Origin of the sequence: Comamonas sp. AG1104, assembly GCF_003350425.1 — a bacterium.
Classification (GTDB): domain Bacteria; phylum Pseudomonadota; class Gammaproteobacteria; order Burkholderiales; family Burkholderiaceae_C; genus Comamonas; species Comamonas testosteroni.
In genome coordinates this window covers 241,890-268,017 of record NZ_QQAS01000002.1, presented here as the reverse complement: position 1 = coordinate 268,017, position 26,128 = coordinate 241,890, and the positions used below count along the sequence as shown (strand labels likewise).

Sequence of the window (26,128 nt, the reverse complement as noted above, 5' to 3'; positions counted from 1 at the left end):
CTGCTGTGCAGCCTCAAATGCTGAACATGGTTGCGGTGAGCAGGAAGTCCAGACCCAGCACCGCCAGCGAAGCCACGACCACGGTACGTGTGGTGGCCCGGGAAACCCCTTCGGGCGTAGGCTTGGCGGCATAGCCCTCAAGCAGGGCCACAAAGGTCACGGCCAGGCCGAAGACAAAGCTCTTGAGCACGCCATTGCCCAGATCGCTCCACCAGTCCACCCCCTGCTGCATCTGCCCCCAGAAAGCACCGCTGTCGACGCCGATCATCACCACACCCACCAGCCAGCCGCCCAGCACGCCGACGGCACTGAAGACCGCAGCCAGCAAGGGCATGGTGATCAGACCGGCCCAGAAGCGCGGCGCCAGGATGCGTTTGACGGGGTCAACCGCCATCATCTCCATGGCCGACAGCTGCTCGCCGGCCTTCATCAGGCCGATTTCGGCAGTCAGGGCCGTGCCGGCACGACCCGCGAACAGCAAGGCCGTGACCACAGGTCCCAGCTCGCGCAGCAGGCTCAGGGCCACCATCATGCCCAGCGCTTCGGCCGAGCCATAGCGCTGCAGGATGTAATAGCCCTGCAGACCCAGCACAAAGCCCACGAACAGTCCGGAGACGCCGATGATGGCCAGCGAATAATTGCCCAGAAAGTGAATCTGGTCGCCGATCAGGCGCGGACGCCTGAGCGCCGGCCCCATCAAGCCCAGCAGGCGCCACAGCAGGCGCGCGCCAATCCCCATGTTGACCAGCTGACAGCGCACTGCCAGGCCAATGCGTGCGAGAAAGTTCATGCACGCCTCCTGCTGCCGAAGTCCTCGTCGGCGCTGACCCCGGGATAGTGGAATGGCACAGGCCCCGTGGGTCTGGCATGGATGAACTGCTGCACCAGCGGGTCGGTGCTGGCGCGCACCTCATCGGGTGTGCCCTGAGCGGCAACGCCTCCGGCCCCCAGAATCACCACATGGTCGGCCACGCGGAAGGTTTCTTCCAGGTCGTGGGAAACCAGAATCGAAGTCAGGCCCATGGCATCGTTGAGCTGACGGATCAGCTGCGCCGAGGTACCCAGTGAAATAGGGTCCAGGCCCGCGAAAGGCTCGTCATACATGATGAGTTCGGGATCCAGCGCAATCGCGCGGGCCAGTGCCACGCGGCGGGCCATGCCGCCCGAGACCTGGGAAGGCATCAGATCGCGCGCACCGCGCAGGCCCACGGCGTGCAGCTTCATGAGCACGATGTCGCGGATCAGCTCTTCGGGCAGATCGGTGTGCTCGCGCAGCGGAAAGGCCACGTTGTCGAACACGCTCATGTCGGTGAACAGCGCACCGAACTGGAACAGCATTCCCATGCGGCGACGCGCGGCGTAGAGCTGCTGCGCATCCATGGTGGTCACATCCTGGCCGTCAAACAGCACCTGCCCCTGCTGGGCGTGGTTCTGCCCGCCGATCAGACGCAGCACCGTGGTCTTGCCTCCGCCCGATGCGCCCATCAGCGCCGTGACCTTGCCGCGCGGCACATGCAGGGACAGATCGCGCAGGATGACGCGGTCACCATAGCCAAAGGTGACATTGCGCAGTTCCACAAAGGGGGCGTTGGGTGACATGCGTGAATAGCCGCTCAAGAGAAAGCAAACTGGTATTGTGCCGACAAGCTCAGCAAAAAGCTCGGGTTAGCCCCAAGTAAACATACATTCGTGAATGTTTCTTCAAGCCTTGGCCTGGGTCATGGAGTCTTCACTCCTGTTTCAGGAGCTGCCAGCGCTTGTTGTGCATGCGCAAACTGCCTTTTTTGCGATATGAAATCTCATCGGCAGCTGCGACTTATTTACAACATATTCTGCAGAAATGCCTTGGTGCGCTCGTGCTGAGGCGCCACAAAGAATGCTTCGGACGGGCCTTGCTCGACGATGTAGCCACCGTCCATGAAGATGACGCGGTTGGCCACCTCTCGCGCAAAACCCATCTCGTGGGTCACGACCAGCATGGTCATGTGCTCCTCGGCCAGCTCGCGCATGGTGCGCAGCACCTCGCCGGTCAGCTCGGGGTCCAGTGCCGAGGTGGGCTCGTCGAACAGCAGAATGTCCGGCTCCATGGCCAGCGCACGGGCAATCGCCACGCGCTGCTTCTGGCCGCCTGAGAGATGGTTGGGATAGGCATCGCGCTTGGCCGCCAGCCCCACCTTGGCAAGCAGAGCCTCGGCCTTGGGAATGATGTCTTCACGCTTCATGCCCTTGACGATGACGGGCGCCTCGATGATGTTTTCCAGCACCGTGAGATGGGGAAACAGATTGAAGGACTGAAACACCATGCCCATCTTGCGGCCGATCTTGCGGATCTCGGCATCGCTCACATACTGAGCCCTGGCCTCACCCTCGGAGCGGGCCAGCACCTCGCCTTCGATGCTGATGGTGCCGCGGTCAATCGTCTCCAGGTGGTTGAGGCAGCGCAAAAAGGTGCTCTTGCCCGAGCCGGACGGGCCGATCACGGCGACCACCTCGCCGCGCAGCAGCTCCAGAGAGACACCGCGCAGCACTTCGTTGCTGCCAAAGGCCTTGTGGATGCCCTGGGCGGAAATCATCACGTCAGGCGTCGTACTTGGCATATTTTTTCTCAAGATATTGGAAGCCCCAGGTCAGCACCAGGGTCATGATGAGATAGAAGGCCGCAGCCACGATGAAGGGCGTGAAGCTGAAGTCGCGCTGCACCACGCCGCGCGCCACGCGCAGCAGATCGTTGAGTGCCAGCACATAGATCAGCGAGGTGTCCTTGACCAGGGTAATGGTCTCGTTGCTGACGGGCGGCAGGATGCGGGCCCACATCTGGGGCAGCACGATGCGGCGCATGGTCTGTGCATAGGTCATGCCCAGCACCTTGGCGCCCTCGTACTGGCCGCGGTCCACGGACTTGATGCCGGCGCGGAAGATCTCCGCAAAGTAGGCCGCGTAGTTCAGCGCAAAGGCCACCACGGCGGCAGGAAAGTCGGGCAGGCGCACACCGATGTAGGGCACAAAGGGCAGCGCGAAGTACACGAACAGCAGCTGCAGCATCAGCGGCGTGCCGCGCATCAGCCAGATATAGGCGCCCACGGCGCTGCTCAGCGGCTTGATGCTGGAGATGCGCATCAGCGCCAGCGCCAGGCCCATGGGAATGGACAGCGCCAGCGTGATGAAGAACAGCTTGAGTGTGACAAGGGCACCAGCCGACATGGGCCCCAGGAGCGAGATTACATAGTCCATCAAATGGCCTTCAGGTGGCGCTGCAGCTATCGAAAGCCCGCCACAGGCACGGGCGTGCGCAGGAGGAAGTGTTTGCACGCATTGTCGTCGCAAAAAAAACCGGCAATGCCAGGCATTGCCGGTGCAGTACGTCAAAAGGGGATCAGTGCTTGATGACGTCGGCGCCGAACCACTTCTGGGCGATTTCAGCGGCCTTGCCGTCCTTCTTCATTTCGGTCAGCACGTCGTTGACCTTGTTGCGAGTGGCTTCGTCGTCCTTGCGGAAGCCCACGCCGTAGTCTTCGGTACCGAAGTCCTCGGCCAGCACCACGTAGTTGTCGGGCTTCTTGTTGACGTAGTAGCGACCCACCACTTCATCCACCACCACCACGTCCAGACGGCCGGCTTCCAGGTCCATCATGGCAGCGATGTTGTCGCCGAAGAGCTTGGTTTCCTTGAACTTGTCCGACAGTTCCTTGTCCTTGGTCAGGGCCGTCACGGCGCTGGAGCCTTCCTGGGCGCCCACGATCTTGCCGACCATGTCAGCCTTGCCCTTGATGGGCGAGCCGGCCTTCACGATGATGATCTGCTTGTTCACCATGTAGGGATCGGAGAACAGGATCTTTTCCTTGCGCTCTTCCAGAATCGTCAGGCCGTTCCACAGAGCATCCACGCGCTTGCCCAGCAGCTCGGCTTCCTTGGCGTTCCAGTCGATGGGCTTGAACTGCACTTCGATATTGGCGCGCTTGGCCACTTCACGGGCCATGTCGATGTCGAAACCGACCAGCTCGTTCTTTTCGTCACGGAAACCCATGGGCGGGAAGTTGTCGTCCAGGCCCACCACCAGCTTGGCGGCAACCGCCGCAGGAGCGGGCGCAGGAGCTGCAGCGGTGTTGCTTGCGGGCTCGTTCTTGCCGCAGGCAGCCAAAATTGCAGTCAGGGCCACCGAGGCCAGCAGGGTACGTTTTTTCATGGCGTCAAAATTTGAAGTGGAAAAAGCGGAGACAGCAGGCTTTGTCTCCCGTCCGGGGCCACCGCAGCCGCTCCGAAGCCGGGCTGCCGCCAGCGCCGAATCCGCTATTGTCGCGCAGACGGGACAGAACGTCACTCGCCGGTCGCAAAACCATCACGACTTAGGCAAAACAGGTTCAGGCAAGACGGCTGCCTCAGGAGGCTGACCGTTGTTGCATTCTTGTTTGCACAAGTCCTCATCATGAGCAAGCTTGCAAAACTCTCCAGACCATGTCACCACCGTCACCAGACACCAGTCAGCTCCCGCCCGCCTTGCAGCATGCCTATCGCAACGCGCTCTACCAGGTCGACACCACCAAGAGCGCTGTCGCACAGACGCTACGTGTGGGCGAGCGCAATGACTGGCTCGGACGGCAACTGGGAGGGCAGCCCATCCAGGCCGCCTGCTATCTCACGGCCTGCAATCCCTGGGGACAGATCCTGGAGCCGACTGAAAACGCGCGCCGCATGCGCGCCCTGCGCCATGCGCTGGACAGCGAGGGCTGGCAGTATCTGGACGGCTTCGGCCAGGACCCCCTGGGCCAGTGGCCTGCGGAGGACAGCGTGCTGATCTGGGGCATGGACGCCGAAACGGCCCGGCAATGGGGCCGGCACTGGCAGCAGAACGCCGTGCTGTGGAGCGATGCCGACGCCCGCCCCCGGCTTCTGTGGCTGCGCTGATTTATTTTGATAGCAGCTTGCGCTTTACAGCAATCAAAAACCTATTGAAAGCTATCTGAATTCCATTCAAGGCAAGCGCTTGTAGCTATGAAAAACAAAAGGCATTCCGGAGAATGCCTTTTGTATGATGACCCGCTGCGAATGATCAGCGAGGCAGTTCGCTGGCGCCCATCAGGAACTCGTCCACGGCACGCGCGGCCTGGCGGCCTTCGCGAATCGCCCACACGACCAGCGACTGGCCACGGCGGATGTCGCCGGCAGCGAACACCTTGGGCACGCTGGTGGCATAGCCGCCGATGAAGTCGGTGCTGGCCTTGGCGTTGCCGCGTGCATCCTTGTCGACGCCAAAGGCTTCGAGCACGGTGGCAACCGGGTTCACAAAGCCCATGGCCAGCAGCACCAGATCGGCGGGCCAGACCTTTTCCGTGCCGGGCACTTCGCTCAGCTTGCCGTCCTTGAACTCGACCTGAACGGTGGTCAGGCTCTTGACCTTGCCCTTTTCGCCACCGAATTCCTTGGTGGAGATGGCGAACTCGCGCACCACGCCTTCGTCATGGCTGGACGAGGTACGCAGCTTGATCGGCCAGTAAGGCCAGACCAGGGGCTTGTTCTCCTGCTCGGGCGGCATGGGCATGACCTCGAACTGGGTCACGCTCTTGGCGCCATGGCGGTTGGAGGTGCCCACGCAGTCGGAGCCGGTGTCGCCACCGCCGATGACGATGACATGCTTGCCGTCGGCTCGGATCTGACCCTTGAGCTTGTCGCCCGCGTTGACCTTGTTCTGCTGGGGCAGGAACTCCATCGCGAAGTGCACGCCTTCCAGATCGCGGCCGGGCACGGGCAGATCACGCGACTGCTCGGAGCCGCCGGTCAGCAGCACGGCATCGAACTCGGCGTTGAGCTGCTCAGGGCTGATGGTTTCCTTGGCCCAGTTGGTGACCTTGGAATCCTTGCCCAGACCGTCCTTGCCGGCAATCAGCACGCCGGTGCGGATCTTCAGGCCTTCGGCCACCATCTGCTCGACACGGCGGTCGATCAGACCCTTGTCCAGCTTGAAGTCGGGAATGCCGTAGCGCAGCAGGCCGCCGACGCGGTCGTTCTTCTCGAACAGGGTCACGTCGTGGCCGGCGCGCACCAGTTGCTGGGCCGCTGCCATGCCTGCAGGGCCGGCACCGACCACGGCCACCTTCTTGCCGGTCTTGTGCTTGGGCAGCAGGGGCTTGACCCAGCCTTCGCTCCAGGCACGGTCGATGATGGAGTGCTCGATGGACTTGATGCCGATGGCGTCGCCATTGATATTGGCCACACAGGCAGCTTCGCAGGGCGCGGGGCAGATGCGGCCCGTGAACTCGGGGAAGTTGTTGGTGCTGTGCAGCGTGGTGATGGCGTTCTTCCAGTCACCCTGGTACACGAGGTCGTTGAAGTCCGGAATGATGTTGTTGACCGGGCAGCCGTTGTTGCAGAACGGCGTGCCGCAGTCCATGCAGCGTGCAGCCTGCACCTTGGCCTGATCGGTGGTCAGGCCGATGACGAATTCCTTGTAGTGCTTGAGACGTTCCGCAACGGGGGCATAGCCCTCTTCGATGCGCTCGTATTCCATGAAGCCGGTGGTCTTTCCCATGATCTTTAATCCTTGAAATCTGTGTTCGCTTGCAGTGCGGTGGCCGCCTGGCCGCCACCGCTTGGAGCCGTGCTTACTTGGCGGCTACTGCTTCTTTCTGAGGAGCTGCTGGCGCTTTCGCAGCTTGCTTTTCCTTCTGTTTGCGTTCAAAGATCTCGCCCAGGGCTCGCTGGTACTCGGTCGGGAACACCTTGACAAACTTGGCACGCGCTGCGGCCCAGTTGTCCAGCAGATCACGGGCACGCTTGGAACCCGTCCAGCGGCTGTGAGCCTCCACCATATTGCGCAGCTGCTGATCGTCGCTCTGGCCGCGGTGCCAGATGCCGGGATCGACACGCGAGACAAACTCGTCGTGCGGCAGCACCTTCTCCAGCTTCACCGAAGCGGTGTTGCAACGCTCAGCAAACTTGCCGTCCTCGTCGTAGACATAGGCCACGCCGCCGCTCATGCCGGCCGCGAAGTTGCGGCCGGTCTTGCCCAGCACGACCACGGTCCCGCCGGTCATGTATTCGCAGCCGTGGTCACCCACGCCTTCGACCACGGCCGTGGCGCCGGACAGACGCACGGCAAAGCGCTCGCCGGCCACGCCGCTGAAGAAGGCTTCACCGCTGGTGGCGCCGAACATCACGGTATTGCCCACGATGGTGTTGGTGGTGGTCGCGCCACGGAACTCATGGCTGGGATGCACCACCACACGGCCACCGGACAGGCCCTTGCCGGTGTAGTCGTTGGCTTCGCCGCTGAGGTTCAGCGTGATGCCGTTGCACAGGAAGGCACCGAAGGACTGGCCGCCCGTACCTTCAAAGTGGATACGGATGGTGTCGTCAGGCAGGCCTTCGGCGTGATGCTTGGTCACCGCGCCCGAAAGCATGGCACCGACGGAGCGGTTGACGTTGCGCGCCACTTCCATGATGCGCACCTTCTCGCCGTTTTCGATGGCGGGCTTGCAGCGCTCGATGAGCTTGACGTCCAGCGCCTTGTCCAGCAGGTGATCCTGGCTTTCCACGTGATAGCGGGCCACGTCGGCAGGCACTTCGGGCTGGGCGAACAGACGGCTGAAGTCCAGGCCCTGAGCCTTCCAGTGTTCGATGCCCTTGCGGGTGTCGAGCAGGTCGGAGCGGCCGATCAGGTCGTCGAACTTGGCGATACCCAGCTGGGCCATGATCTGGCGAACTTCTTCGGCGATGAAGAAGAAATAGTTCACCACATGCTCGGGCTTGCCGGTGAACTTGGCACGCAGCACGGGGTCTTGCGTGGCCACGCCCACGGGGCAGGTGTTGAGGTGGCACTTGCGCATCATGATGCAGCCTTCCACCACCAGCGGAGCCGTGGCGAAGCCGAACTCGTCGGCACCCAGCAGGGCGCCGATGATCACGTCGCGGCCGGTCTTCATCTGGCCGTCGGCCTGCACACGCACACGGCCGCGCAGACGGTTCAGCACCAAGGTCTGCTGGGTCTCGGCCAGGCCGATTTCCCAGGGACCGCCCGCATGCTTGATGGAGGACCAGGGCGAAGCGCCGGTGCCGCCGTCGTGCCCTGCGATCACCAGGTGGTCGCTCTTGCACTTGGTCACGCCTGCGGCGATCGTGCCCACACCGACTTCGGACACCAGCTTGGTGCTGATGCTGGCGTGCGGAGCGACGTTCTTCAGATCGTGGATCAGCTGTGCCAGGTCTTCGATCGAGTAGATGTCGTGGTGAGGAGGAGGCGAGATCAGGCCCACACCGGGCACCGAGTGACGCAGTGCACCGATGTAGTCGGAGACCTTGCCGCCGGGCAACTGACCGCCTTCACCGGGCTTGGCGCCCTGAGCCATCTTGATCTGGATCTGGTCCGAAGAAGCCAGATATTCGGCAGTCACACCGAAACGACCGGACGCGACCTGCTTGATCTTGGAGCGCAGCGAGTCGCCGGCCTGCAGTTCGATATCGGACTCGACCTTGTCCTTGCCGATGATGGAAGCCAGGGTTTCACCCTTGCTGATGGGGATGCCCTTGAGCTCGTTGCGATAGCGCTTGGGATCTTCGCCGCCTTCGCCGGTGTTGCTCTTGCCGCCGATGCGGTTCATGGCCACGGCCAGCGTGGCATGGGCTTCGGTGGAGATGGAGCCCAGCGACATGGCACCCGTGGCAAAGCGCTTGACGATTTCCTTGGCCGACTCGACCTGGTCCACGGGAATCGCCTTGGCGGGATCGAACTTGAACTCGAACAGGCCGCGCAGCGTCATGTGGCGCTTGGTCTGGTCGTTGATCAGCTGGGCGTATTCCTTGTAGGTGCTGAAGTTGTTGGCACGTGTGGAGTGCTGCAGCTTGGCGATCACGTCAGGCGTCCACATATGCTCTTCGCCACGGGCACGCCAGGCGTACTCGCCGCCGGCATCCAGCATGGTTTCCAGCACGGGGTCGTCGCTGAAAGCAGCCTCGTGGTTGCGGATGGTTTCCTCGGCAATCTCGAAGACGCCGATACCTTCCACACGGCTGGCCGTGCCCGTGAAGTACTTGTCCACGGTCTCGCTGTTCAGGCCCACGGCTTCGAACAGCTGGGCGCCGCAGTAGGACATATAGGTGGACACGCCCATCTTGGACATGATCTTGGACAGACCCTTGCCGATGGCCTTCACATAGTGATAGATGGCCTTGTCGGCAGTGATGGGCGCAGCTTCGCGGCTGAAGATGTCGACCAGGGTCTCCATCGCCAGATAGGGATGCACGGCTTCCGCGCCGTAGCCGGCCAGCACGGCGAAGTGATGCACTTCGCGGGCCGTGCCGGTCTCAACCACCAGACCGGCGGTGGTGCGCAGACCTTCACGCACCAGATGCTGGTGGATGGCGGACAGCGCCAGCAGCGCGGGGATGGCCACTTGCGTGGCGCTCATGTTGCGGTCGCTGATGATCAGGATGTTGGCACCGCCCTTGATCTCGTCCACGGCGTGGGCGCACAGCGAAGCCAGCTTGGCTTCCACACCCTGCTTGCCCCAGGACAGCGGGTAGGTGATGTCGATCGTCGAGCTCTTGAACTTGCCGTTGGTGCGCTTTTCGATATCCCGCAGCCTGGCCATGCCCTCGAAGTCGAGCACGGGCTGCTGCAGCTCCAGGCGCATGGGTGGGTTGACCTGGTTGATGTCCAGCAGGTTGGGCTTGGGACCCACGAACGACACCAGCGACATCACGATCGCTTCGCGGATCGGGTCGATGGGGGGGTTCGTCACCTGGGCGAACATCTGACGGAAGTAGTTGTACAGCGGCTTGTTCTTGTCGGACAGCACGGCCAGCGGGCTGTCGTTGCCCATGGAGCCAATGCCTTCCTCGCCCTTTTCGGCCATGGGGGTCAGCAGGAACTTGATGTCTTCCTGCGTGAAGCCGAAGGCTTGCTGGCGGTCCAGCAGGGACAGCTCGGTCTTGGCTGCAGGCGCCTTGAAGTCGGCGGGGATTTCCACCTCATCGAGCTTGATGCGCAGGTTCTCGATCCACTGCTTGTAGGGCTTGGTGTTGACGACGTTGGCCTTGAGCTCTTCGTCTTCGATCATGCGACCTTGCTCCAGGTCGATCAGCAGCATCTTGCCGGGCTGCAGGCGCCACTTGCGCACGATCTTGCTATCGGGCACGGGCAGCACGCCGGCTTCGGAAGCCAGGATCACCATATCGTCATCGGTGATGCAGTAGCGCGAGGGACGCAGACCGTTGCGGTCCAGCGTGGCGCCGATCTGGCGGCCATCGGTGAACACGATGGAGGCGGGGCCGTCCCAGGGCTCGATCATCGCAGCGTGGTATTCATAGAAGGCGCGGCGGCGCTCATCCATGGCTTCGTGCTGCTCCCAGGGCTCGGGAATCATCATCATCACGGCCTGGCTGATGGGGTAGCCGGCCATGGTCAGCAGTTCCAGGCAGTTGTCGAAGGTGGCGGTGTCGGACTGGCCGGCAAAGCTGATCGGATAGAGCTTTTGCAGGTCTTCGCCCAGCACGGGAGAGGCCATCACGCCTTCGCGCGCCAGCATCCAGTTGTAGTTGCCGCGCACGGTGTTGATTTCACCGTTGTGGGCCACATAGCGGTAGGGGTGAGCCAGAGGCCACTCGGGGAAGGTGTTGGTGGAGAAACGCTGGTGCACCAGGCCGATGGCCGAGACGCAGCGCTCGTCGGCCAGATCGCGGTAGTACACGCCCACCTGATCGGCCAGCAGCAGGCCCTTGTAGACCACGGTGCGGCTGCTCATGCTGGGAACGTAGTATTCCTTGCTGTGCTTGAGGCCCAGGTTCTGGATGGCGGCCGAGGCCGTCTTGCGGATCACGTACAGCTTGCGCTCCAGCGCGTCCTGCACGATGACATCGGCGCCACGGCCGATGAAGACCTGGCGCAGGATGGGTTCCTTTTCCTGCACGGTGGGCGACATGGGCATGTCGCGGTTCACCGGCACATCGCGCCAGCCCAGCAGCACCTGACCTTCGGCCTTGATGGCGCGCTCCATCTCCTGCTGGCAAGCCAGACGAGAGGCATGCTCCTTGGGTAGGAAGATCATGCCCACGCCATATTCGCCGGCAGGGGGCAGTGCCACGCCCTGCTTGGCCATTTCTTCGCGGTAGAGCTGATCCGGGATCTGGATCAGGATACCGGCGCCGTCGCCCATCAGTGGGTCCGCGCCCACCGCACCGCGATGGTCGATGTTTTCGAGGATCTTCAGTGCCCCCAGCACGATGTCATGGCGCTTCTGACCCTTGATATGGGCCACAAAGCCCAGACCACAGGCATCGTGTTCGTTGCTCTTGGAGTACAGACCGTGGTCCTGGAGATACTTGATCTCGGCAGCAGTCGTCATGGGGGAATCCTCTTATATCAATCGCGGGGAACGCAAGATTACGACAGGACATGAAGTTATGCAATAAGTTTTAATTGGGGTCAGATTCCAATTAATTCCCAACTTTTTTTATTTGCATTTAATTAGGGACATATAAAAACAAAGCAAAACAACCCAATAAAAACAAGGGGTTGGAGGAACCCCCTAGTCCTCGTGCACCGAAGCTGTGCGTGCTGCAGGCCTTCCAGCCTTCTGCCGCTTCACGCGCCGCTCGGTTTTCTGTTGCAAATTTTCAATGAAATCGGGCTCGCCCAGAGCCCAGCCACGCAGTGCCGCATGGCTGATCTGCGCCTGGGTATCGGCATCCAGACCGGCCTCCACGGCCCTGACATAAGCGGCATCACGGGCAAACGGCGTGTTGCCCAGAGCCCAGAAAAGCGCGTGCGGGCTGATGAGCGCATCGCTTTGCAGGCCTGCGTTGTGCGCATAGCTGGACCAAGGCCAGTCCACCGCGCGCTGCACCAGCCCGTCGCGCACCGGATTGAGATCCATGGAGACCATGGTGGCCATCAGCCATTGCTCGGCCTGCAGCACGGTGCAGCGGTAGCGCCCCTCCCAGAGGGTGCCGGTACGGCCGTGCCGGTTGTTGAAGTAGCGCACATAGCTGCGCCCCACGGCCTGCATGAACTGGGGCACGCCCTGCTCCGTCCTGGGCGTCAGCAGCAGATGGAAGTGATTGGGCATGAGCACATAGGCATGCACATCGACCTCGAAGCGCCGCGCCATCTCGCGCATCAGATCCAGCATGACCAGGCGGTCCTGCGCATCCACAAAGATCTCGCCGCTGTTGTTGCCACGCTGGATGATGTGGTGCGGCATGTTTGCCAGCGTGAGACGGGGAAGACGGGCCATGGAGCGGACTTGTTCAGGGCGAGGGGGAAGGCGTTCGGTCATTATGAAGCGTCGCGCCAGGGCCGACGCCTCCTCAGGCGCCAGACATCACAGATGCATGCGGCCCGAAGCACTCAGCAACTGGCTGATGTGGCGCGTAGCGGCCAGCAGTTGAGGCAGCAGCCGCTCGCGCATCATCTGCTCGCTGGTGCGGTTGGCCTGGCCACTGATATTGAGCGCCGCCACGGTCTGGCCGCGCGCATTGCGTATGGGGGCGGCAATCGAGATCAGGCCCTCCTCCAGCTCCTGGTTGAGCAGGGCCCAGCCCTGCTCGCGCACGCGGGCAATCTCGGCATGCAGCTCGTCGTCGCCGGTCAGCGTGTGACGCGTGAAGGCGCGCTTCTCGCGCCGGGCCATCAGCGCCCGCAGTTCATCGGGGGGCAGTGCCGCCAGCAGCACCCGGCCCATGGATGTCCAGAAGGCGGGCAGTCGCGAGCCCACGCCCAGATTGGTGCTCATGATCTTGTGCGTGTGCACGCGAAGCACATAGACCACGTCCAGGCCTTCGAGTACGGCGGCCGAGCATGACTCCTTGACCTCGTCCACCAGCGCCTCCATGGCCGGCTCGGCCAGATTCCACAGCGGCGTGGAGCTCAGATAGGCAAAGCCCAGATCCAGGATGCGCGGCGTGAGTGCGTAGTACTTGCCGTCGCTGCGCACATAGCCCAGCGTCTGCAGCGTCAGCAGGATGCGCCTTGCACCGGCTCGCGTCAGACCCGTGGCGGCAGCCACCTCGCTGAGCGTCTGCTCCGGCGCCCTGGCGCTGAACGAGCGTATGACCTCCAGCCCCCGGGCAAAGGACTGCACATAGCTGTCGCCGGGCTTGAGCGGGGCCGCATCAGCCTCCCCAGGGGTTTTCCCTGATGTGGTTTTTACAGTCTCCATTTTCTTCATCCTTTCCTACAATTCTTTTAGCGAACAAATGTTCTATATGCGAACATTTTAGCGCCAATGGCGCAAGTCTTTGTATTGAAAATTGGAGACACCCATGATCAACAAGATCGCCGACTCGGTCGCTCAGGCCCTGTCAGGCATTCAAGATGGCTCCACCGTGCTCATCGGCGGCTTCGGCACCTCGGGCATCCCCGGCGAGCTGATCGACGGCCTGATCGCACAGGGTGCACGCGAGCTTACCGTGGTCAACAACAATGCAGGCAATGGCGACACCGGTCTGGCCGCCCTGCTCAAGACCGGCCAGGTACGCAAGATCATCTGCAGCTTCCCGCGCCAGGTGGACAGCTGGGTCTTCGACGAGCTGTACCGCAGCGGCAAGATCGAGCTCGAGCTGGTGGCCCAGGGCAATCTGGCCGAGCGCATGCGCGCCGCCGCCGCAGGCATAGGCGCTTTCTTCTGCCCCACGGCCTATGGCACCGAGCTCGCAAAGGGCAAGGAAACGCGCGAGATCAACGGCAAGCACTATGTGCTGGAGTACCCGATCCATGGCGATGTGGCGCTGATCAAGGCGGAAAAAGGCGACCGCTGGGGCAATCTGACCTACCGCATGTCGGCGCGCAACTTCGGACCCGTGATGGCTTCGGCCGCCAAGTTCACCGTGGCCACCGTGCATGACATCGTGGAGCTCGGCCAGCTTGACCCCGAATCCGTGGTCACCCCGGGCATCTATGTGAGCCAGGTAGTGAAGATCGAGCGCGTGGCCACCCAGGCCGGCGGCTTCAAGAAGGCGGCCTGAGCCAGCCAAGGTCCAGCAAGGAGATACAAGCGTGAGCTATCAAAAACGAAGCAAGGACGAACTGGCCCTGCGCGTGGCCCAGGACATTCATGACGGTGCCTATGTGAATCTGGGCATAGGCCAGCCCACCCTGGTGGCCAACCACATTCCCGCAGGACGCGAAATCGTGCTGCAAAGCGAGAACGGCATTCTGGGCATGGGCCCGGCACCGGCTGCCGGCTCCGAAGACTACGACCTGACCAATGCCGGCAAGCAGCCTGTGACCCTGCTGCCCGGCGGCAGCTATTTCCACCACGCCGACAGCTTCGCCATGATGCGCGGCGGCCACCTGGACATCTGCGTGCTCGGAGCCTTCCAGGTTTCAGCCACGGGCGACCTGGCCAACTGGAGCACGGGCGAGCCTGGCGCCATTCCCGCCGTGGGCGGAGCCATGGACCTGGCCATTGGCGCCAAGCAGACTTGGGTGATGATGGATCTGCTCACCAAAAAGGGCGAGAGCAAGGTCGTGGCGCAGTGCAGCTACCCGCTGACTGGCCTGGGCTGCGTCAAACGCATCTACACCGATCTGTGCACCCTGGCATGCACACCCGAGGGGCTGCGCCTGATCGACAAGGTCGAAGGCCTGGAGCACGCCGAACTCGAGCGCATCGTCGGCCTGCCCATTGCGGCCTGAGCGGCCCGAACGGCCCGCTGACGGCCTTCAGGTCAATCCGGTCTGCACCAGAAGTTCAATTTTCATAACGGAGACATGCCATGAGCAACCAGAACCAAGCCTTTATCTGCGACGCCATCCGCACCCCCTTCGGTCGCTACGGCGGAGCGCTGTCCAGCGTGCGCACCGATGATCTGGGCGCACTGCCCATCAAGGCGCTGATGCAGCGCAACCCCGACGTGGACTGGACCGCCGTGGCCGATGTGCTCTATGGCTGCGCCAACCAGGCTGGCGAGGACAACCGCAACGTGGCCCGCATGTCGGCGCTGCTGGCCGGCCTGCCCATCGACGTGCCCGGAGCCACCATCAACCGCCTGTGCGGCTCGGGCCTTGACGCTGTCGGCACCGCCGCGCGTGCCATCAAGTCCGGCGAAGCCCGCCTGATGATTGCCGGCGGCGTGGAAAGCATGAGCCGCGCCCCCTTCGTCATGCCCAAGGCCGAGTCCGCCTTCAGCCGCAGCAATGCTGTCTACGACACCACCATCGGCTGGCGCTTTGTCAACAAGCTGATGAAAGCCCAGTTCGGCGTGGACTCCATGCCCGAGACCGCCGAAAACGTGGCCGACGATTTCGGGATCGAACGCGAAGCCCAGGACCGCATGGCCCTGGCCAGCCAGGAAAAGGCAGCGGCCGCAATTGCCGCCGGCCATCTGGCGCGCGAGATCGTGCCCGTGTCCATCGCCCAGAAGAAGGGCGACCCCATTGTCGTGAGCCAGGACGAACACCCCCGAGCCACCACCATCGAGGCACTGGCCAAGCTCAAGGGCGTGGTACGCCCAGATGGCACGGTCACGGCCGGCAACGCCAGCGGCGTCAACGACGGTGCCTGCGCACTGCTGCTGGCCAACGAGGAGGCAGCCAAACAGTACGGCCTGGTGCCGCGCGCCCGTGTGGTCGGCATGGCCGTGGCCGGTGTCGCGCCGCGCATCATGGGCTTCGGCCCCGCTCCCGCCGTGCGCAAGGTGCTGGCCCAGACCGGCCTGACTCTTGAGCAAATGGATGTCATCGAGCTCAACGAAGCCTTTGCCGCACAAGGCCTGGCCGTGCTGCGCGACCTGGGCATTGCCGACGACGACCGCCGTGTCAACCAGTGGGGCGGCGCCATCGCCCTGGGTCACCCCCTGGGCGCATCGGGCGCCCGCCTGGCCACCACGGCCGTGAACCAGTTGCATGCCTTTGGCGGGCGCTATGCGCTGTGCACCATGTGCATCGGCGTGGGCCAGGGCATTGCCGTGGTGCTCGAACGCGTCTGATTCCGACTGCGGCAGGGCCGGATCAGTCCGGCCTGCTGCCGCCCCCTTGCCTCTTACACCAAAACAACGACCGCTGACGTGCACCTCCTCTCTGAGGTGTGCCACCGCGGCAGCCCGCGCCCCGGCCATTGGCCGGCGGTGTCTTGCCTTTTTCCGGAGACCTAGATGTTCAATTCCCTTTCCCTCTCGCGCCGCCGCAGCCTGCAGACCCTGGCAGCAACCGCCCTGTTCGCTCTTGGCGCTGCTCCCGCCATGGCCCAGGCGTCCTATCCCAGCAAGCCCATCACCATGGTCGTGCCCTTCTCGGCCGGCGGCACGACCGACATCCTGGCGCGCGTGGTGGGCCAGGCCCTGAGCACCGAACTGGGCCAGAGCATCATCATCGACAACCGCCCCGGCGCAGGCGGCAATATCGGCGGCCAGGCCGCAGCCCGTGCGGCCGGCGACGGCTACACCCTGTTCATGGGAACGGTGGGCACGCACGCCATCAACGAAGCCCTGTACAAGAAGATGCCCTTCGACCCGGTCAAGGACTTCGCTCCGCTGACTCGCGTCGCCAATGTGCCCAATCTACTGGTGGCCCACCCCAGCCAGCCATTCAAGACCGTCAAGGAAATGATGGCCTACGCCAAGGCCAATCCCGGCAAGCTGAATTTCGGCTCCTCGGGCTCGGGCAGCTCCATCCATCTATCGGGCGAACTGTTCAAGTCCATGACCCGCCTGGACATGGTGCATGTGCCCTACAAGGGCAGCGCGCCGGCCATCACCGACCTGCTGGGCAACCAGATCGCCATCATGTTCGACAACATGCCCTCGGCCATCCAGCATGTGCGCTCGGGCAAGCTGCGCCCCATCGCCGTGACCACGGCCAAGCGCTCGCCCGAGCTGCCCGATGTGCCCACCGTGGCCGAAGCCGGCGTGCCCGGCTATGAGGCCACCTCCTGGTTCGGTCTGTTCGTGCCTGTCAAGACACCGGCCGACATCCAGCAAAAACTGCATGCCGCCATTGCCAAGGTGCTCAAGGATCCCGCCGTGATCAAGAAGATCAACGACCAGGGCGGCGAAGTCGTGATCGACACCCAGGACGGCTTTGCCAAGTTCATCGATGCCGAAGCCAAGAAGTGGGGCAAGGTCGTCAAGGACTCCGGCGCCAGCGTTTGAGATCCAACACACCCCCTGAGCCGCTGCGCGGCTTCCCCCGTGGCACGGCGCCCTCTCCTTCGGGAGGGGGACACAGCCCGCGCTGCGGAGCGGCGCGGCCGACAAGGCCCTTGCTCGGTTGCCCCCTGACCCAGGCCGCACCACTGCGGCGCGCTTCTTTCCACGCCTTTTACGAGCCTGTATGACCACCTCCCTGCTCTCCACCGCCAGCGGCGATTTCCGCATTGATCTGCAAGGCCCTGCCGACGCCCCCGTGCTGGTGCTGTCCAACTCCCTGGGCACCACGCTGGAGATGTGGGATGCACAGGCAGCTGCCCTGCGCAGCGAATTTCGCGTGCTGCGCTACGACACGCGCGGCCATGGCGCCAGCGTCTGCAACGACGGCCCCTACAGCTTTGACCAGTTGGGCCGCGATGTGCTGGCCATCCTCGACGCGCTGCAGGTACAGCAGGCGCATTTCTGCGGCATCTCCATGGGCGGCCTGACCGGCCTGTGGCTGGGTGTCAATGCCGGCCAGCGCCTGCGCAGCCTCACCGTGGCCAACAGCGCCGCCAGAATCGGCGTGGAGTCGGCCTGGCTGGAGCGTGCCGCCCAGGTGCGCGCCAACGGCGCAGCCGGCATGCATGCCTTGGCCGAATCGTCGCCGGGCCGCTGGTTCACGCCCGGTTTTGCAGCTGCCCAGCCGGCCGTGGTGCAACGCGCCCAGGCCTGGATCGCCAGCATCGCCCCCGAAGGCTATGCCAGCTGCTGTGAAGCACTGGCCCGCGAGGACCTGCGCGCAGCGATTGCCGCCATCGCCACGCCCACGCTGCTGGTGGCCGGCGCGCATGACCCCGTGACCACGGTGGCCGATGCCCAGGCCATGCAGGCCGCCATCGCCGGCTCGCAGCTGATCGAGCTGCAGGCCTCGCACCTGTCCAATCTGGAGGCGCCCGAGGCCTTCGAACAAGCCCTGGCCGGCTTTGCACGCCAGCACTGACCGACGCCGCGACGACCGGCTGCCCTTCTGTGGCAGCGGCCGCCACGGCCTGTGACACGGAGACCGCCATGCCCACACTCTCCCGCCGCTGGAGACACCGCCCCGAAGGCTCGACCTGGGGCGATTTCGGTGAAGACGACCAGCTCGGCCGCCTGAACCTGCTGACCCCCGAAAAAGTCCGCCAAGGCGTGGCCGAAGTGCAGACCGGCCAGCGCTTTGCGCTGAGCCTGCCGCTGGACTACCCGGGCGGCAGCGCCCTCAATCCCAACCGCAAGCCCCCGGTGCTGCGTCCGCTGCAGCGCAAGGGCCGCGTCAATTTCAACTGCCTGCTGCAGGAGCTTGAGCCGGGCCGCACCGACGTGCTCTCGGACGATATGGTCATCCTGTCGCTGCAGTACTCCACGCAGTGGGACGGCCTGGCCCATGTGGGCGCCCTGTTCGATGCCAACGGCGACGGCCTGCCCGAGCCGCTGTACTACAACGGCTTTGCCGCGGGTACCGACATCGTGGGCCCGGCCGACGTGAGCGGCACCGGCATTCCTGCGCGCCTGGACGACAACGCCAGCACCAGCTGTGCCAAGGCCCTGGGCATTGAAGGCATGGCCCGCAACGGGGTGCAGGGCCGCGGGGTGATGGTGGACCTGCGCGCCCACTTCGGCGACGCCCGCACCGTGGTCGGCTACGAGCAGCTGATGCAGGCCATCGCCGCCGACGGCGTGCAGATCGAGCCCGGCGACATGCTGTGCCTGCACACAGGCTTTGCCCAGCGGGTGCTGGACATGCACAAAAACCCCGACCCCGAGGTGCTGGAACACGCCTGCGCCGTGCTCGACGGGCGCGATGCGCGCCTGCTGCAGTGGATCACCGACAGCCAGATCGCCGTCATCGCCACCGACAACTACGCGGTCGAGGCCTTCCCCGCGCGCCCCGGCGCTGCCTGCTGCGCGGCCCTGCCGCTGCACGAGCATTGCCTGTTCAAGCTGGGCGTGCACCTGGGCGAGTTGTGGCACCTGACGCCGCTGGCGCACTGGCTGCGCGAGCGCGGCCGCCACCGCTTCCTGCTCACGGCACCGCCGCTGAACCTGCCGGGTGCCATCGCCTCGCCGGTCACGCCCGTCGCCACGGTCTGAGCCCAACACCGGAGCCTTTATGCCCTTCATCATCGAAACTTTCGACAAGCCCGGTCACCAGGCCGTGCGCCAGGCCCATCGCCCCGCGCACCTGCGCTTTCTGGACACCCACAAGCACCTGCTGCTGGCCTGCGGCGCCAAGCTGGCCGACGACGGCAGCGACCTCGGCGGCGGCCTGTACGTGGTGGAACTGGACACGCGCGAAGCAGCCCAGTCCTTCATAGAGTCCGACCCCTTCTTCGCTGCCGGCCTGTTCGAGCGCGTGTCCATCACCCGCTGGCGCAAAGCCTATGTCGCCGGCGCCAGCCACCTGCCTGCGGCGGCCTAGCGCAAGTCCGACAGCCCAGCCCTTTCCCCGCACTCCGTCCGAAAGTATTGCCATGTCTTCCCAGAACGCTTCCCTTCCGCTCCGCCCCCGTGTGCTGATCACCGGCGGCGGAGCCGGCATCGGCGCCGCCGCTGCACAGCGCTGCCGCGCCGACGGCTACGAACCCATCATCATCGACCGTGTGGTCGACCATGTGCCCGGCGGCATCCAGGCCGACCTCAGCAATACCGAGGACACGGCGCGCGCCCTGCGTCAGGCCCTGGAAGGCGGCCCCATCACACGCCTGGTCAACAACGTGGGCGTGGTCGTGCCCAATGACGCCGCGTCCCAGACCCTGGCCGAGTTCGACCTGGCCGTCTCGCTGAACCTGCGCTGCGCCTTCCAGTGCATGCAGGCTCTGCTGCCCGGCATGAAGGAGGCGGGCTTCGGGCGCATCGTCAACATGTCCTCGCGCGCCGCGCTGGGCAAGGACTTGCGCACCGCCTACGCTGCCACCAAGGCCGGCCTGATCGGCATGACGCGCGTCTGGGCGCTGGAGCTGGGACAGTGGGGCATCACGGCCAACGCCATAGGCCCCGGCCCCATCCGCACCGAGCTGTTCGACAAGGCCAATCCGCCCGATGCACCGCGCACGCAGAAGATCATCCAGTCCGTCCCCGTCAAGCGGGTGGGCACTCCCGAGGATGTGGCCCATGCCGTGTCCTACATGCTCGACGAGCGCAGTGGCTTTGTGACCGGACAGGTTCTCTATGTCTGCGGCGGGATGACCGTCGGCGTGGCGTCCGTATGAACGCCTCCTGAGCCGCGCTGCGGCTTGCCTGCATGCACGGCAACCTCTCTCGCTGCGCAGGAGGGGACGACGCCCACGCTGCGGGACGGCCCAGGCTCGGCGTCTCTGACGCGAGCCCTGCCAGCCACTTGCGCAAAGCCACGTTCCAGCCCTGCGCCCCCCGGCGCAGGCGCCTTCTTCTCCCCATAAATCATTCCAACCCCGGAGACCGGCATCCATGTCGAAAATCACCGCCTTCTTCACCGAGCTGATGCGCAAGTATCTGCCCGACCCCTTCGTCTTCGCCATCTTGCTGACCCTGTTGACCATGGTCCTGGCCTTTGCCGTGGAAAGCCGGCCCGTCAACCTCGTGGTCGAGGACTGGGGCAAGGGCTTCTGGAGCCTGCTGGCCTTCACCACCCAGATGGCCGTGATCCTGGTCATGGGCTATGTGCTGGCGGCCGCGCCCCTGGTCAACCGTTTCCTGGACCGCATCGCCAGCCACGTGCACACACCACGCCAGGCCATCATCGTGGCCACCATCGTGGGCTGCGTGGGCAGCTACCTGAACTGGGGCTTCGGCCTGGTGATCGGCGGCATCATGGCGCGCAAGCTGGCGCTCAAGGTCAAGGGCGTTCACTATCCGCTGATCATCGCCTCGGCCTATACCGGCTTCACCATGTACAGCCTGGGCTTCTCGGCCACGATTCCGGTGCTGATCTCGACCAAGGGCCACACCTTCGAGAGCAGCATGGGCCTGATCCCTCTGACGCAGACCATCTTCTCCGCCCCCATGCTGCTGACCAGTCTGGCCGTGCTCATTGCCCTGCCGCTGCTCAATGCCGCCATGCACCCCAAGGCCGGCGAGAAGATCGTGGAGCTGGACCCCGCCGTGGCCGCCGACGAAGGCAAGAGCGCAGCGGGTCACGACCTGCTGGGCGACCAGAAGACCCTGGCCTACCGCCTGAACAACAGCCGCGTGCTCAATCTGCTGATCGGCCTGTGCGGCATGGCCTATGTGGTGCTGCATTTCGTCAAGGGCGGCAACCTCGACCTGAACATGATCAACTTCTTCATCCTGTTCCTGGGCGTGCTGCTCCTCAAGACGCCCATGCTCTATGTGGAAAAGGTCAATGAGGGCGTCAAGACCATCGGCGGCATCATCCTGCAGTTCCCCTTCTACGCGGGCATCATGGCCATCATGCATGGCTCTGGCCTGGTGGAGTCCATCGCCCACATCTTCGTGAGCATCGCCAGCGAGCACACGCTGCCGCTGTGGGGCCTGGTCAGCTCCTTCGTGATCAACTTCTTCGCGCCCTCGGGCGGCGGCCACTGGGTGCTGCAGGGCCCGTTCATGATTGACGCGGCCAAGACTCTGGGGGCCTCGCAGGCCCAGACCGCCATGTCGGTGATGCTGGGCAATGGCTGGAACGACCTGGTCCAGCCATTCTGGATCCTGCCGGCCCTGGCGCTGTCCAAGCTCAAGCTCAAGGACATCATGGGCTATACCGTGGTTTCCATGATGCTGGTCGGCGTCATCTACGCGACCACCATGCTGATCTGGCCTCATCTGTAACAGAGCGCCAGCGTACTTTTTCCGCTCACATCCTCACCTAGGAGAACCCCATGCTGTACATGGTCGAAATGATTGTCCAGATCCCCCACTCGCTGGACCCCGCCCTGGTCGCGCAGATCAAGCAGGACGAGAAGGAATACTCGCAAAAGCTGCAGCGCGAAGGCAAGTGGCGCCATATCTGGCGCGTGGTGGGCGAATACGCCAACGTCAGCATCTTCGACGTCCAGAGCAATGACGAACTGCACAGCCTGCTCAGCGGCCTGCCGCTGTTCCCCTATATGCAGATCAAGGTAACGCCCCTGGCCAACCACCCCTCCTCCATCGTGCAGGAGTAAGCACGACAACGGCGGGCAAGCGCCCGCCCGCAACAAAGCCCATGCAGGTTTTGCCCGCATGGGCTTTTTTGATAGCTGTTACCGTCTATTCACAAAGGATTTCAATATGTTTTGCATCTGAAATCTTTATCAATCAAGCGATAGAAGCTCCTATAAAAAGAGCAAAAAAAGAGCACTCGCACCTTCGCTGCTGCCCGCCCCAGGCCGCGTCTTTGCAGGCTTTCAGGTATAGCGCTTGGCGCGCAGATTGTTCTTCATCTGCTCCAGCGCCGGCTGCAGTGCTGGCCCGATGCGCAGGGCCACGCAGGTCGCCAGCACGTCGATGATGAGCAGGTGCAGCAGCCGCGAGACCATGGGACTGTAGCGGTCGTAGCCTTCGGGGTGATCGGCAGCCAGATGCACCTGGCAGGCCGAGGCCAGAGGCGAGCCGCTGGCCGTGATGGCTATTGTGGTGGCCCCGTTCTTGCGGGCAATATCTGCGGCGTCCATCAGATCCCGCGTGCGGCCGGAGTTCGAGATGATGACCACGCAGTCGCCCGGCCCCAGCAAGGTGGCGCTCATGACCTGCATATGGCCATCGCTGGTGGCCAGACTGGTCACACCGAGGCGGAAAAACTTGTGCTGGGCATCCAGCGCCACGATGCCCGAGTTCCCGGCGCCGTAAAACTCGATGCGCTTGCCCGTCTGCCAGGTCGCGGCAATCGCCTGCGCAGCCTGCTCTATGGCCGCTGTGCTGGCCGCATTGCGATACTGCAGAAAAGCGGCAACCGCGTTGTCCACCACCTTGACCATGACATCGCTGGTCTTGTCATCGCTGTCCACGCTGCGATGGATGAAGGGCACGCCTTCGCTGACGCTGCCCGCAAGCTTGAGCTTGAAGTCCGCCAGGCCGTCATAGCCCATGCTGCGGCAAAAGCGCACCACCGTGGGTTTGCTGACATGCGCCCGCACCGCCAGCTCTCGCACCGGCAGATGCGCGAAGGCCCGCGGATCGGCCAGTACCAGGCGTGCAACACGCTGCTCTGCAGGCGCCAGGGACGGAAGGGAGGCAGTAATCCGATCAAGCATATTGGCGCAGATGAGGTGGAGGCAATGAATGCGTGCAGAAAAAGGCGAGCATAAGACCGAAGCGCCTCACGCCTCGCAAAATGGCCGCAAAACTTGAATATTTCCGCAAATAAATAGGCGAGCGCGCATATTCAGCAGGGTTTGCCTTGATGCATCAACAAACGGAGTGTCTGCAGGCTCATTCTCAATAAGGGATTCCCGCTCTACACTTGCTGGTTAGTTTGAAACACAGCAAAGGATGGACATGAATCAGTTGGAGGCGCTCAAGCAATTCACGACCGTGGTCGCGGACACCGGTGATTTTCATCAACTGGCGCAGTTTCAACCGCAAGATGCCACCACCAATCCATCCCTGATTCTCAAAGCGGTTCAAAAGACCGAATATGCACCGCTGATGCGCGCCACCGTGGCGCAATTCAAAGACAGAGGACTGGACGAAATCATGGACCGAACGCTGGTGCGCTTCGGCTGTGAGATTCTGAACACCATACCCGGCCGCGTCTCTACCGAGGTCGATGCCCGCCTGTCTTTCGACACCGTGGCCACGGTCACGCGCGCCGAGCGACTGATCGAGCTGTATCAGGCCGCAGGCATCCACACCGGGCGCGTGCTCATCAAGATCGCCGCCACCTGGGAAGGGATTGAGGCGGCCCGCATTCTCGAGCAGCGCGGCATTCACACCAATCTGACGCTGCTGTTCTCCTTCTGTCAGGCCGTTGCCTGCGGCCAGGCCAAGGTCCAGCTGATCTCGCCCTTTGTGGGCCGCATCTACGACTGGTACAAAAAGCAGGCCGGCGCGCAATGGGATGAGGCCACCATGGCTGGCGCCAACGACCCCGGAGTGCGCTCGGTACAGAAAATTTACGACTACTACAAGCACTTCGATGTTTCCACCGAGGTCATGGGTGCAAGCTTTCGTAATACTGGCCAGATTCTGGCTCTGGCGGGCTGCGATCTGCTTACCATTGCACCTGAGCTGCTGGCCCAGCTCCGCGCACAGCAGGACGAGGCCACGCCTGTCACCCGCGCCCTTGACCCGGACAAGGCCAAAGCCCAGCCGCAGGAGCGCATTCTGTATGACCAGGCCTCGTTTCGCTTTGCGCTGAACGAAGATGCCATGGCCACCGAAAAGCTGGCCGAGGGCATTCGCGCTTTCACCGCAGACACACTGAAGCTGGAAGCATTGATGCAGCAAGCGGCTGCATGATTGACTGGAATTTCCTTTGACGCCTCTTTGTCACGAGCTGCCTGCCTGGCAGGCTTTGCAAACCCATTACCGGTCGCAGATCCAGCATCTGGATTTGCGCCAGGCCTTTGCACAAGACCCGCAACGTCTTGACGCCCTGAGCATGCAGGCGCCACATGTCTTCGCCGATCTATCGAAAAACCTCTTGACTAGCGAGACCGAGGCCTTGCTGAGGGAGCTTGCAGCCGAGAGCCAGCTCGCTCGCAAGCGCGATGCCATGCTGGCCGGCGCAGCCATCAATACCAGCGAGCAGCGCAGCGCGATGCACTGGCTGCTGCGCACTCCTGCAGACGGCGGGCAGCTCGCCCAGTCACCTGTGCTTCGGTCCTGGCCTCAGGACATGCACTCGGCGCTGCGTGAAGTTCACGACACGCTGGATCGAATGCTCGCCCTGGCCGATCAGATCAGGGGCAGCCAACAGATCACCGATATCGTCAATATCGGCATCGGCGGCTCGCACCTGGGTCCGGAAGTCGTGGTCAATGCCCTTGAGGACTGGATAGACCAGGACAAGAACTTTCACTTTGTCTCCAATGTGGACGGCCACGAGCTGGGACATGTGCTGCGCCGGGTCAAACCGGAAAGCACGCTGTTCCTGATTGCTTCCAAATCCTTCACCACGGCCGAGACCATGCTGAATGCACGCTCGGCCAGACAGTGGTTTCTCGATCATGGCGGCAGCGAAGATCCGCAGGCTCCATGCTCTATCGACCAGCACTTCGTGGCCCTGACCACCAATACACAGGCTGCGGCAGAATTCGGCATACAGCGCACACTGGGTTTCTGGGACTGGGTGGGCGGACGCTTTTCGCTGTGGTCCGCCATTGGGCTACCCATTGCCATCGCCATAGGCTCGGAGCAGTTCAGGGCGCTACTGGACGGCGCTCATGCGATGGACGCTCACTTTTTCACGGCGCCCATGGAGAGCAATCTCCCAGTGCGCCTGGGACTGCTGGACGTCTGGTATCGCAATTTCTGCCAGTTTTCCAGCCGCTGCATTGCCCCATACAGCCACGGCCTGCGCCGCCTGACGGCCTATCTGCAGCAGCTGGAGATGGAAAGCAATGGCAAAAGCATCAACAAGAATGGCGCTCGGCTCTCAGCTCCCACGGCACCGGTGATCTGGGGCGAGCCCGGCACCAATGGGCAGCATGCCTTTTTCCAGATGCTGCATCAGGGACCAGATGTCATACCGGTCGAGTTCATCGCCCTGCGCGACGGAGGCAAATATCTGGGCGAGCACCACCAAAGCCTGGTAGTCAACGCCATTGCCCAGGCCCAGGCGCTGATGGTGGGGCGCTGCGGAGAGGGTCCGGAAAAAGACTGTCCCGGCAATCGCCCCAGCAGTTTCCTGATGCTTGAAAGCCTGGATCCTGCCTCTCTGGGCGCCTTGATTGCGCTGTATGAACATCGCATCTTTGTCTCAGGCGCCATCTGGGACATCAACAGCTTCGACCAGTGGGGTGTGGAGCTGGGCAAGAAGCTGGCAAAGCAGTTGCATGCCCGCCAGAGCCACAATGACTGGGCAGGAGTGGACGCGTCGACGCAGGAGTTGATGAAGCGCCTGATGCAAAGTCGCTGAGCATCAAAAGCAGAGGCCCGACAGGGCCATGCTTTG

General features: G+C 63.3%; 23 protein-coding genes. 13 read left to right on the top strand and 10 right to left on the bottom strand.

Annotated elements, in window-relative coordinates; translation table 11 throughout:
- Positions 1–13: 13 nt before the first annotated feature.
- The 5 genes from mlaE to DFO48_RS05800 form a co-directional block, all read right to left on the bottom strand.
- Positions 14–790: a lipid asymmetry maintenance ABC transporter permease subunit MlaE gene (gene mlaE / locus DFO48_RS05820; RefSeq protein ID WP_003062071.1), complete on the bottom strand. Its 777-nt coding sequence runs from the start codon at positions 788–790 to the stop codon at positions 14–16.
- A complete protein-coding gene (locus tag DFO48_RS05815; protein ID WP_114862832.1) occupies positions 787–1,599 on the bottom strand; it encodes an ABC transporter ATP-binding protein in 813 nt (270 codons plus the stop codon). The genes mlaE and DFO48_RS05815 overlap by 4 nt, the downstream gene beginning before the upstream one ends.
- A gap of 221 nt (positions 1,600–1,820) precedes the next feature.
- Positions 1,821–2,597, bottom strand: a complete 777-nt coding sequence (locus DFO48_RS05810) for an amino acid ABC transporter ATP-binding protein (protein WP_003062063.1) — start codon at positions 2,595–2,597, stop codon at positions 1,821–1,823.
- Positions 2,578–3,231 (bottom strand): amino acid ABC transporter permease, encoded by a 654-nt coding sequence (locus tag DFO48_RS05805; RefSeq protein WP_003058677.1) that lies wholly within the window; start codon positions 3,229–3,231, stop codon positions 2,578–2,580. Before DFO48_RS05805 ends, DFO48_RS05810 begins: the two co-directional genes overlap by 20 nt.
- 142 nt (positions 3,232–3,373) lie before the next feature.
- Positions 3,374–4,183: an amino acid ABC transporter substrate-binding protein gene (locus DFO48_RS05800; protein ID WP_003074097.1), complete on the bottom strand. Its 810-nt coding sequence runs from the start codon at positions 4,181–4,183 to the stop codon at positions 3,374–3,376.
- A 269-nt stretch (positions 4,184–4,452) separates the two neighbouring features.
- Here DFO48_RS05800 and DFO48_RS05795 point away from each other — a divergent pair, with 269 nt between their 5' ends.
- Positions 4,453–4,902, top strand: a complete 450-nt coding sequence (locus tag DFO48_RS05795) for a DUF3293 domain-containing protein (protein WP_114862831.1) — start codon at positions 4,453–4,455, stop codon at positions 4,900–4,902.
- A gap of 145 nt (positions 4,903–5,047) precedes the next feature.
- On the opposite strand, the gene DFO48_RS05790 is transcribed toward DFO48_RS05795, so the two are convergent.
- The 4 genes from DFO48_RS05790 to DFO48_RS05775 all read right to left on the bottom strand — a co-directional run bounded on the left by DFO48_RS05790 (position 5,048) and on the right by DFO48_RS05775 (position 13,148).
- Positions 5,048–6,523 carry a glutamate synthase subunit beta gene (locus tag DFO48_RS05790; protein WP_012837053.1) on the bottom strand — a complete coding sequence of 492 codons (1,476 nt, stop codon included), beginning with the start codon at positions 6,521–6,523 and terminating at the stop codon, positions 5,048–5,050.
- Positions 6,524–6,596: 73 nt separating this feature from the next.
- A complete protein-coding gene (locus DFO48_RS05785; RefSeq protein WP_114862830.1) occupies positions 6,597–11,333 on the bottom strand; it encodes a glutamate synthase-related protein in 4,737 nt (1,578 codons plus the stop codon).
- A 183-nt stretch (positions 11,334–11,516) separates the two neighbouring features.
- Complete coding sequence (locus tag DFO48_RS05780; protein WP_003062049.1) at positions 11,517–12,224, bottom strand: transposase; 708 nt, start codon at positions 12,222–12,224, stop codon at positions 11,517–11,519.
- Between the two features lie 87 nt (positions 12,225–12,311).
- Positions 12,312–13,148 (bottom strand): IclR family transcriptional regulator, encoded by an 837-nt coding sequence (locus DFO48_RS05775; protein ID WP_114863106.1) that lies wholly within the window; start codon positions 13,146–13,148, stop codon positions 12,312–12,314.
- A gap of 103 nt (positions 13,149–13,251) precedes the next feature.
- Here DFO48_RS05775 and DFO48_RS05770 point away from each other — a divergent pair, with 103 nt between their 5' ends.
- The 10 genes from DFO48_RS05770 to catC all read left to right on the top strand — a co-directional run bounded on the left by DFO48_RS05770 (position 13,252) and on the right by catC (position 22,196).
- Positions 13,252–13,953: a 3-oxoacid CoA-transferase subunit A gene (locus DFO48_RS05770; protein WP_003058692.1), complete on the top strand. Its 702-nt coding sequence runs from the start codon at positions 13,252–13,254 to the stop codon at positions 13,951–13,953.
- Positions 13,954–13,984: 31 nt separating this feature from the next.
- Positions 13,985–14,626 (top strand): 3-oxoacid CoA-transferase subunit B, encoded by a 642-nt coding sequence (locus tag DFO48_RS05765; protein ID WP_003058693.1) that lies wholly within the window; start codon positions 13,985–13,987, stop codon positions 14,624–14,626.
- A gap of 80 nt (positions 14,627–14,706) precedes the next feature.
- Positions 14,707–15,918, top strand: a complete 1,212-nt coding sequence (pcaF, locus tag DFO48_RS05760) for a 3-oxoadipyl-CoA thiolase (RefSeq protein WP_114862829.1) — start codon at positions 14,707–14,709, stop codon at positions 15,916–15,918.
- A 165-nt stretch (positions 15,919–16,083) separates the two neighbouring features.
- The gene (locus DFO48_RS05755) at positions 16,084–17,079 is read left to right on the top strand and encodes a tripartite tricarboxylate transporter substrate binding protein (protein ID WP_114862828.1); all 996 of its coding nucleotides are present in this window, start codon (positions 16,084–16,086) and stop codon (positions 17,077–17,079) included.
- A gap of 181 nt (positions 17,080–17,260) precedes the next feature.
- Positions 17,261–18,058, top strand: coding sequence for a 3-oxoadipate enol-lactonase (gene pcaD, locus DFO48_RS05750; protein ID WP_114862827.1), 798 nt, complete (start codon positions 17,261–17,263; stop codon positions 18,056–18,058).
- Positions 18,059–18,126: 68 nt separating this feature from the next.
- Entirely contained in the window at positions 18,127–19,188 is a 1,062-nt protein-coding gene (locus DFO48_RS05745) for a cyclase family protein (RefSeq protein WP_114862826.1), read from the top strand.
- A gap of 19 nt (positions 19,189–19,207) precedes the next feature.
- Complete coding sequence (locus DFO48_RS05740; RefSeq protein ID WP_114862825.1) at positions 19,208–19,516, top strand: YciI family protein; 309 nt, start codon at positions 19,208–19,210, stop codon at positions 19,514–19,516.
- 52 nt (positions 19,517–19,568) lie between these two features.
- Complete coding sequence (locus tag DFO48_RS05735) at positions 19,569–20,306, top strand: SDR family oxidoreductase (protein WP_003062025.1); 738 nt, start codon at positions 19,569–19,571, stop codon at positions 20,304–20,306.
- A 217-nt stretch (positions 20,307–20,523) separates the two neighbouring features.
- A complete protein-coding gene (locus DFO48_RS05730) occupies positions 20,524–21,861 on the top strand; it encodes a short-chain fatty acid transporter (RefSeq protein WP_003074121.1) in 1,338 nt (445 codons plus the stop codon).
- Between the two features lie 50 nt (positions 21,862–21,911).
- Positions 21,912–22,196: a muconolactone Delta-isomerase gene (catC, locus tag DFO48_RS05725; protein WP_003074122.1), complete on the top strand. Its 285-nt coding sequence runs from the start codon at positions 21,912–21,914 to the stop codon at positions 22,194–22,196.
- 222 nt (positions 22,197–22,418) lie between these two features.
- On the opposite strand, the gene DFO48_RS05720 is transcribed toward catC, so the two are convergent.
- A complete protein-coding gene (locus DFO48_RS05720) occupies positions 22,419–23,264 on the bottom strand; it encodes an SIS domain-containing protein (RefSeq protein ID WP_003058703.1) in 846 nt (281 codons plus the stop codon).
- Between the two features lie 244 nt (positions 23,265–23,508).
- On the opposite strand from DFO48_RS05720, the gene tal reads away from it, so the two are divergent.
- Complete coding sequence (gene tal / locus DFO48_RS05715; protein ID WP_114863105.1) at positions 23,509–24,471, top strand: transaldolase; 963 nt, start codon at positions 23,509–23,511, stop codon at positions 24,469–24,471.
- Between the two features lie 16 nt (positions 24,472–24,487).
- The gene (gene pgi / locus DFO48_RS05710; protein WP_114862824.1) at positions 24,488–26,092 is read left to right on the top strand and encodes a glucose-6-phosphate isomerase; all 1,605 of its coding nucleotides are present in this window, start codon (positions 24,488–24,490) and stop codon (positions 26,090–26,092) included.
- The last annotated feature ends 36 nt before the right edge of the window (positions 26,093–26,128 follow it).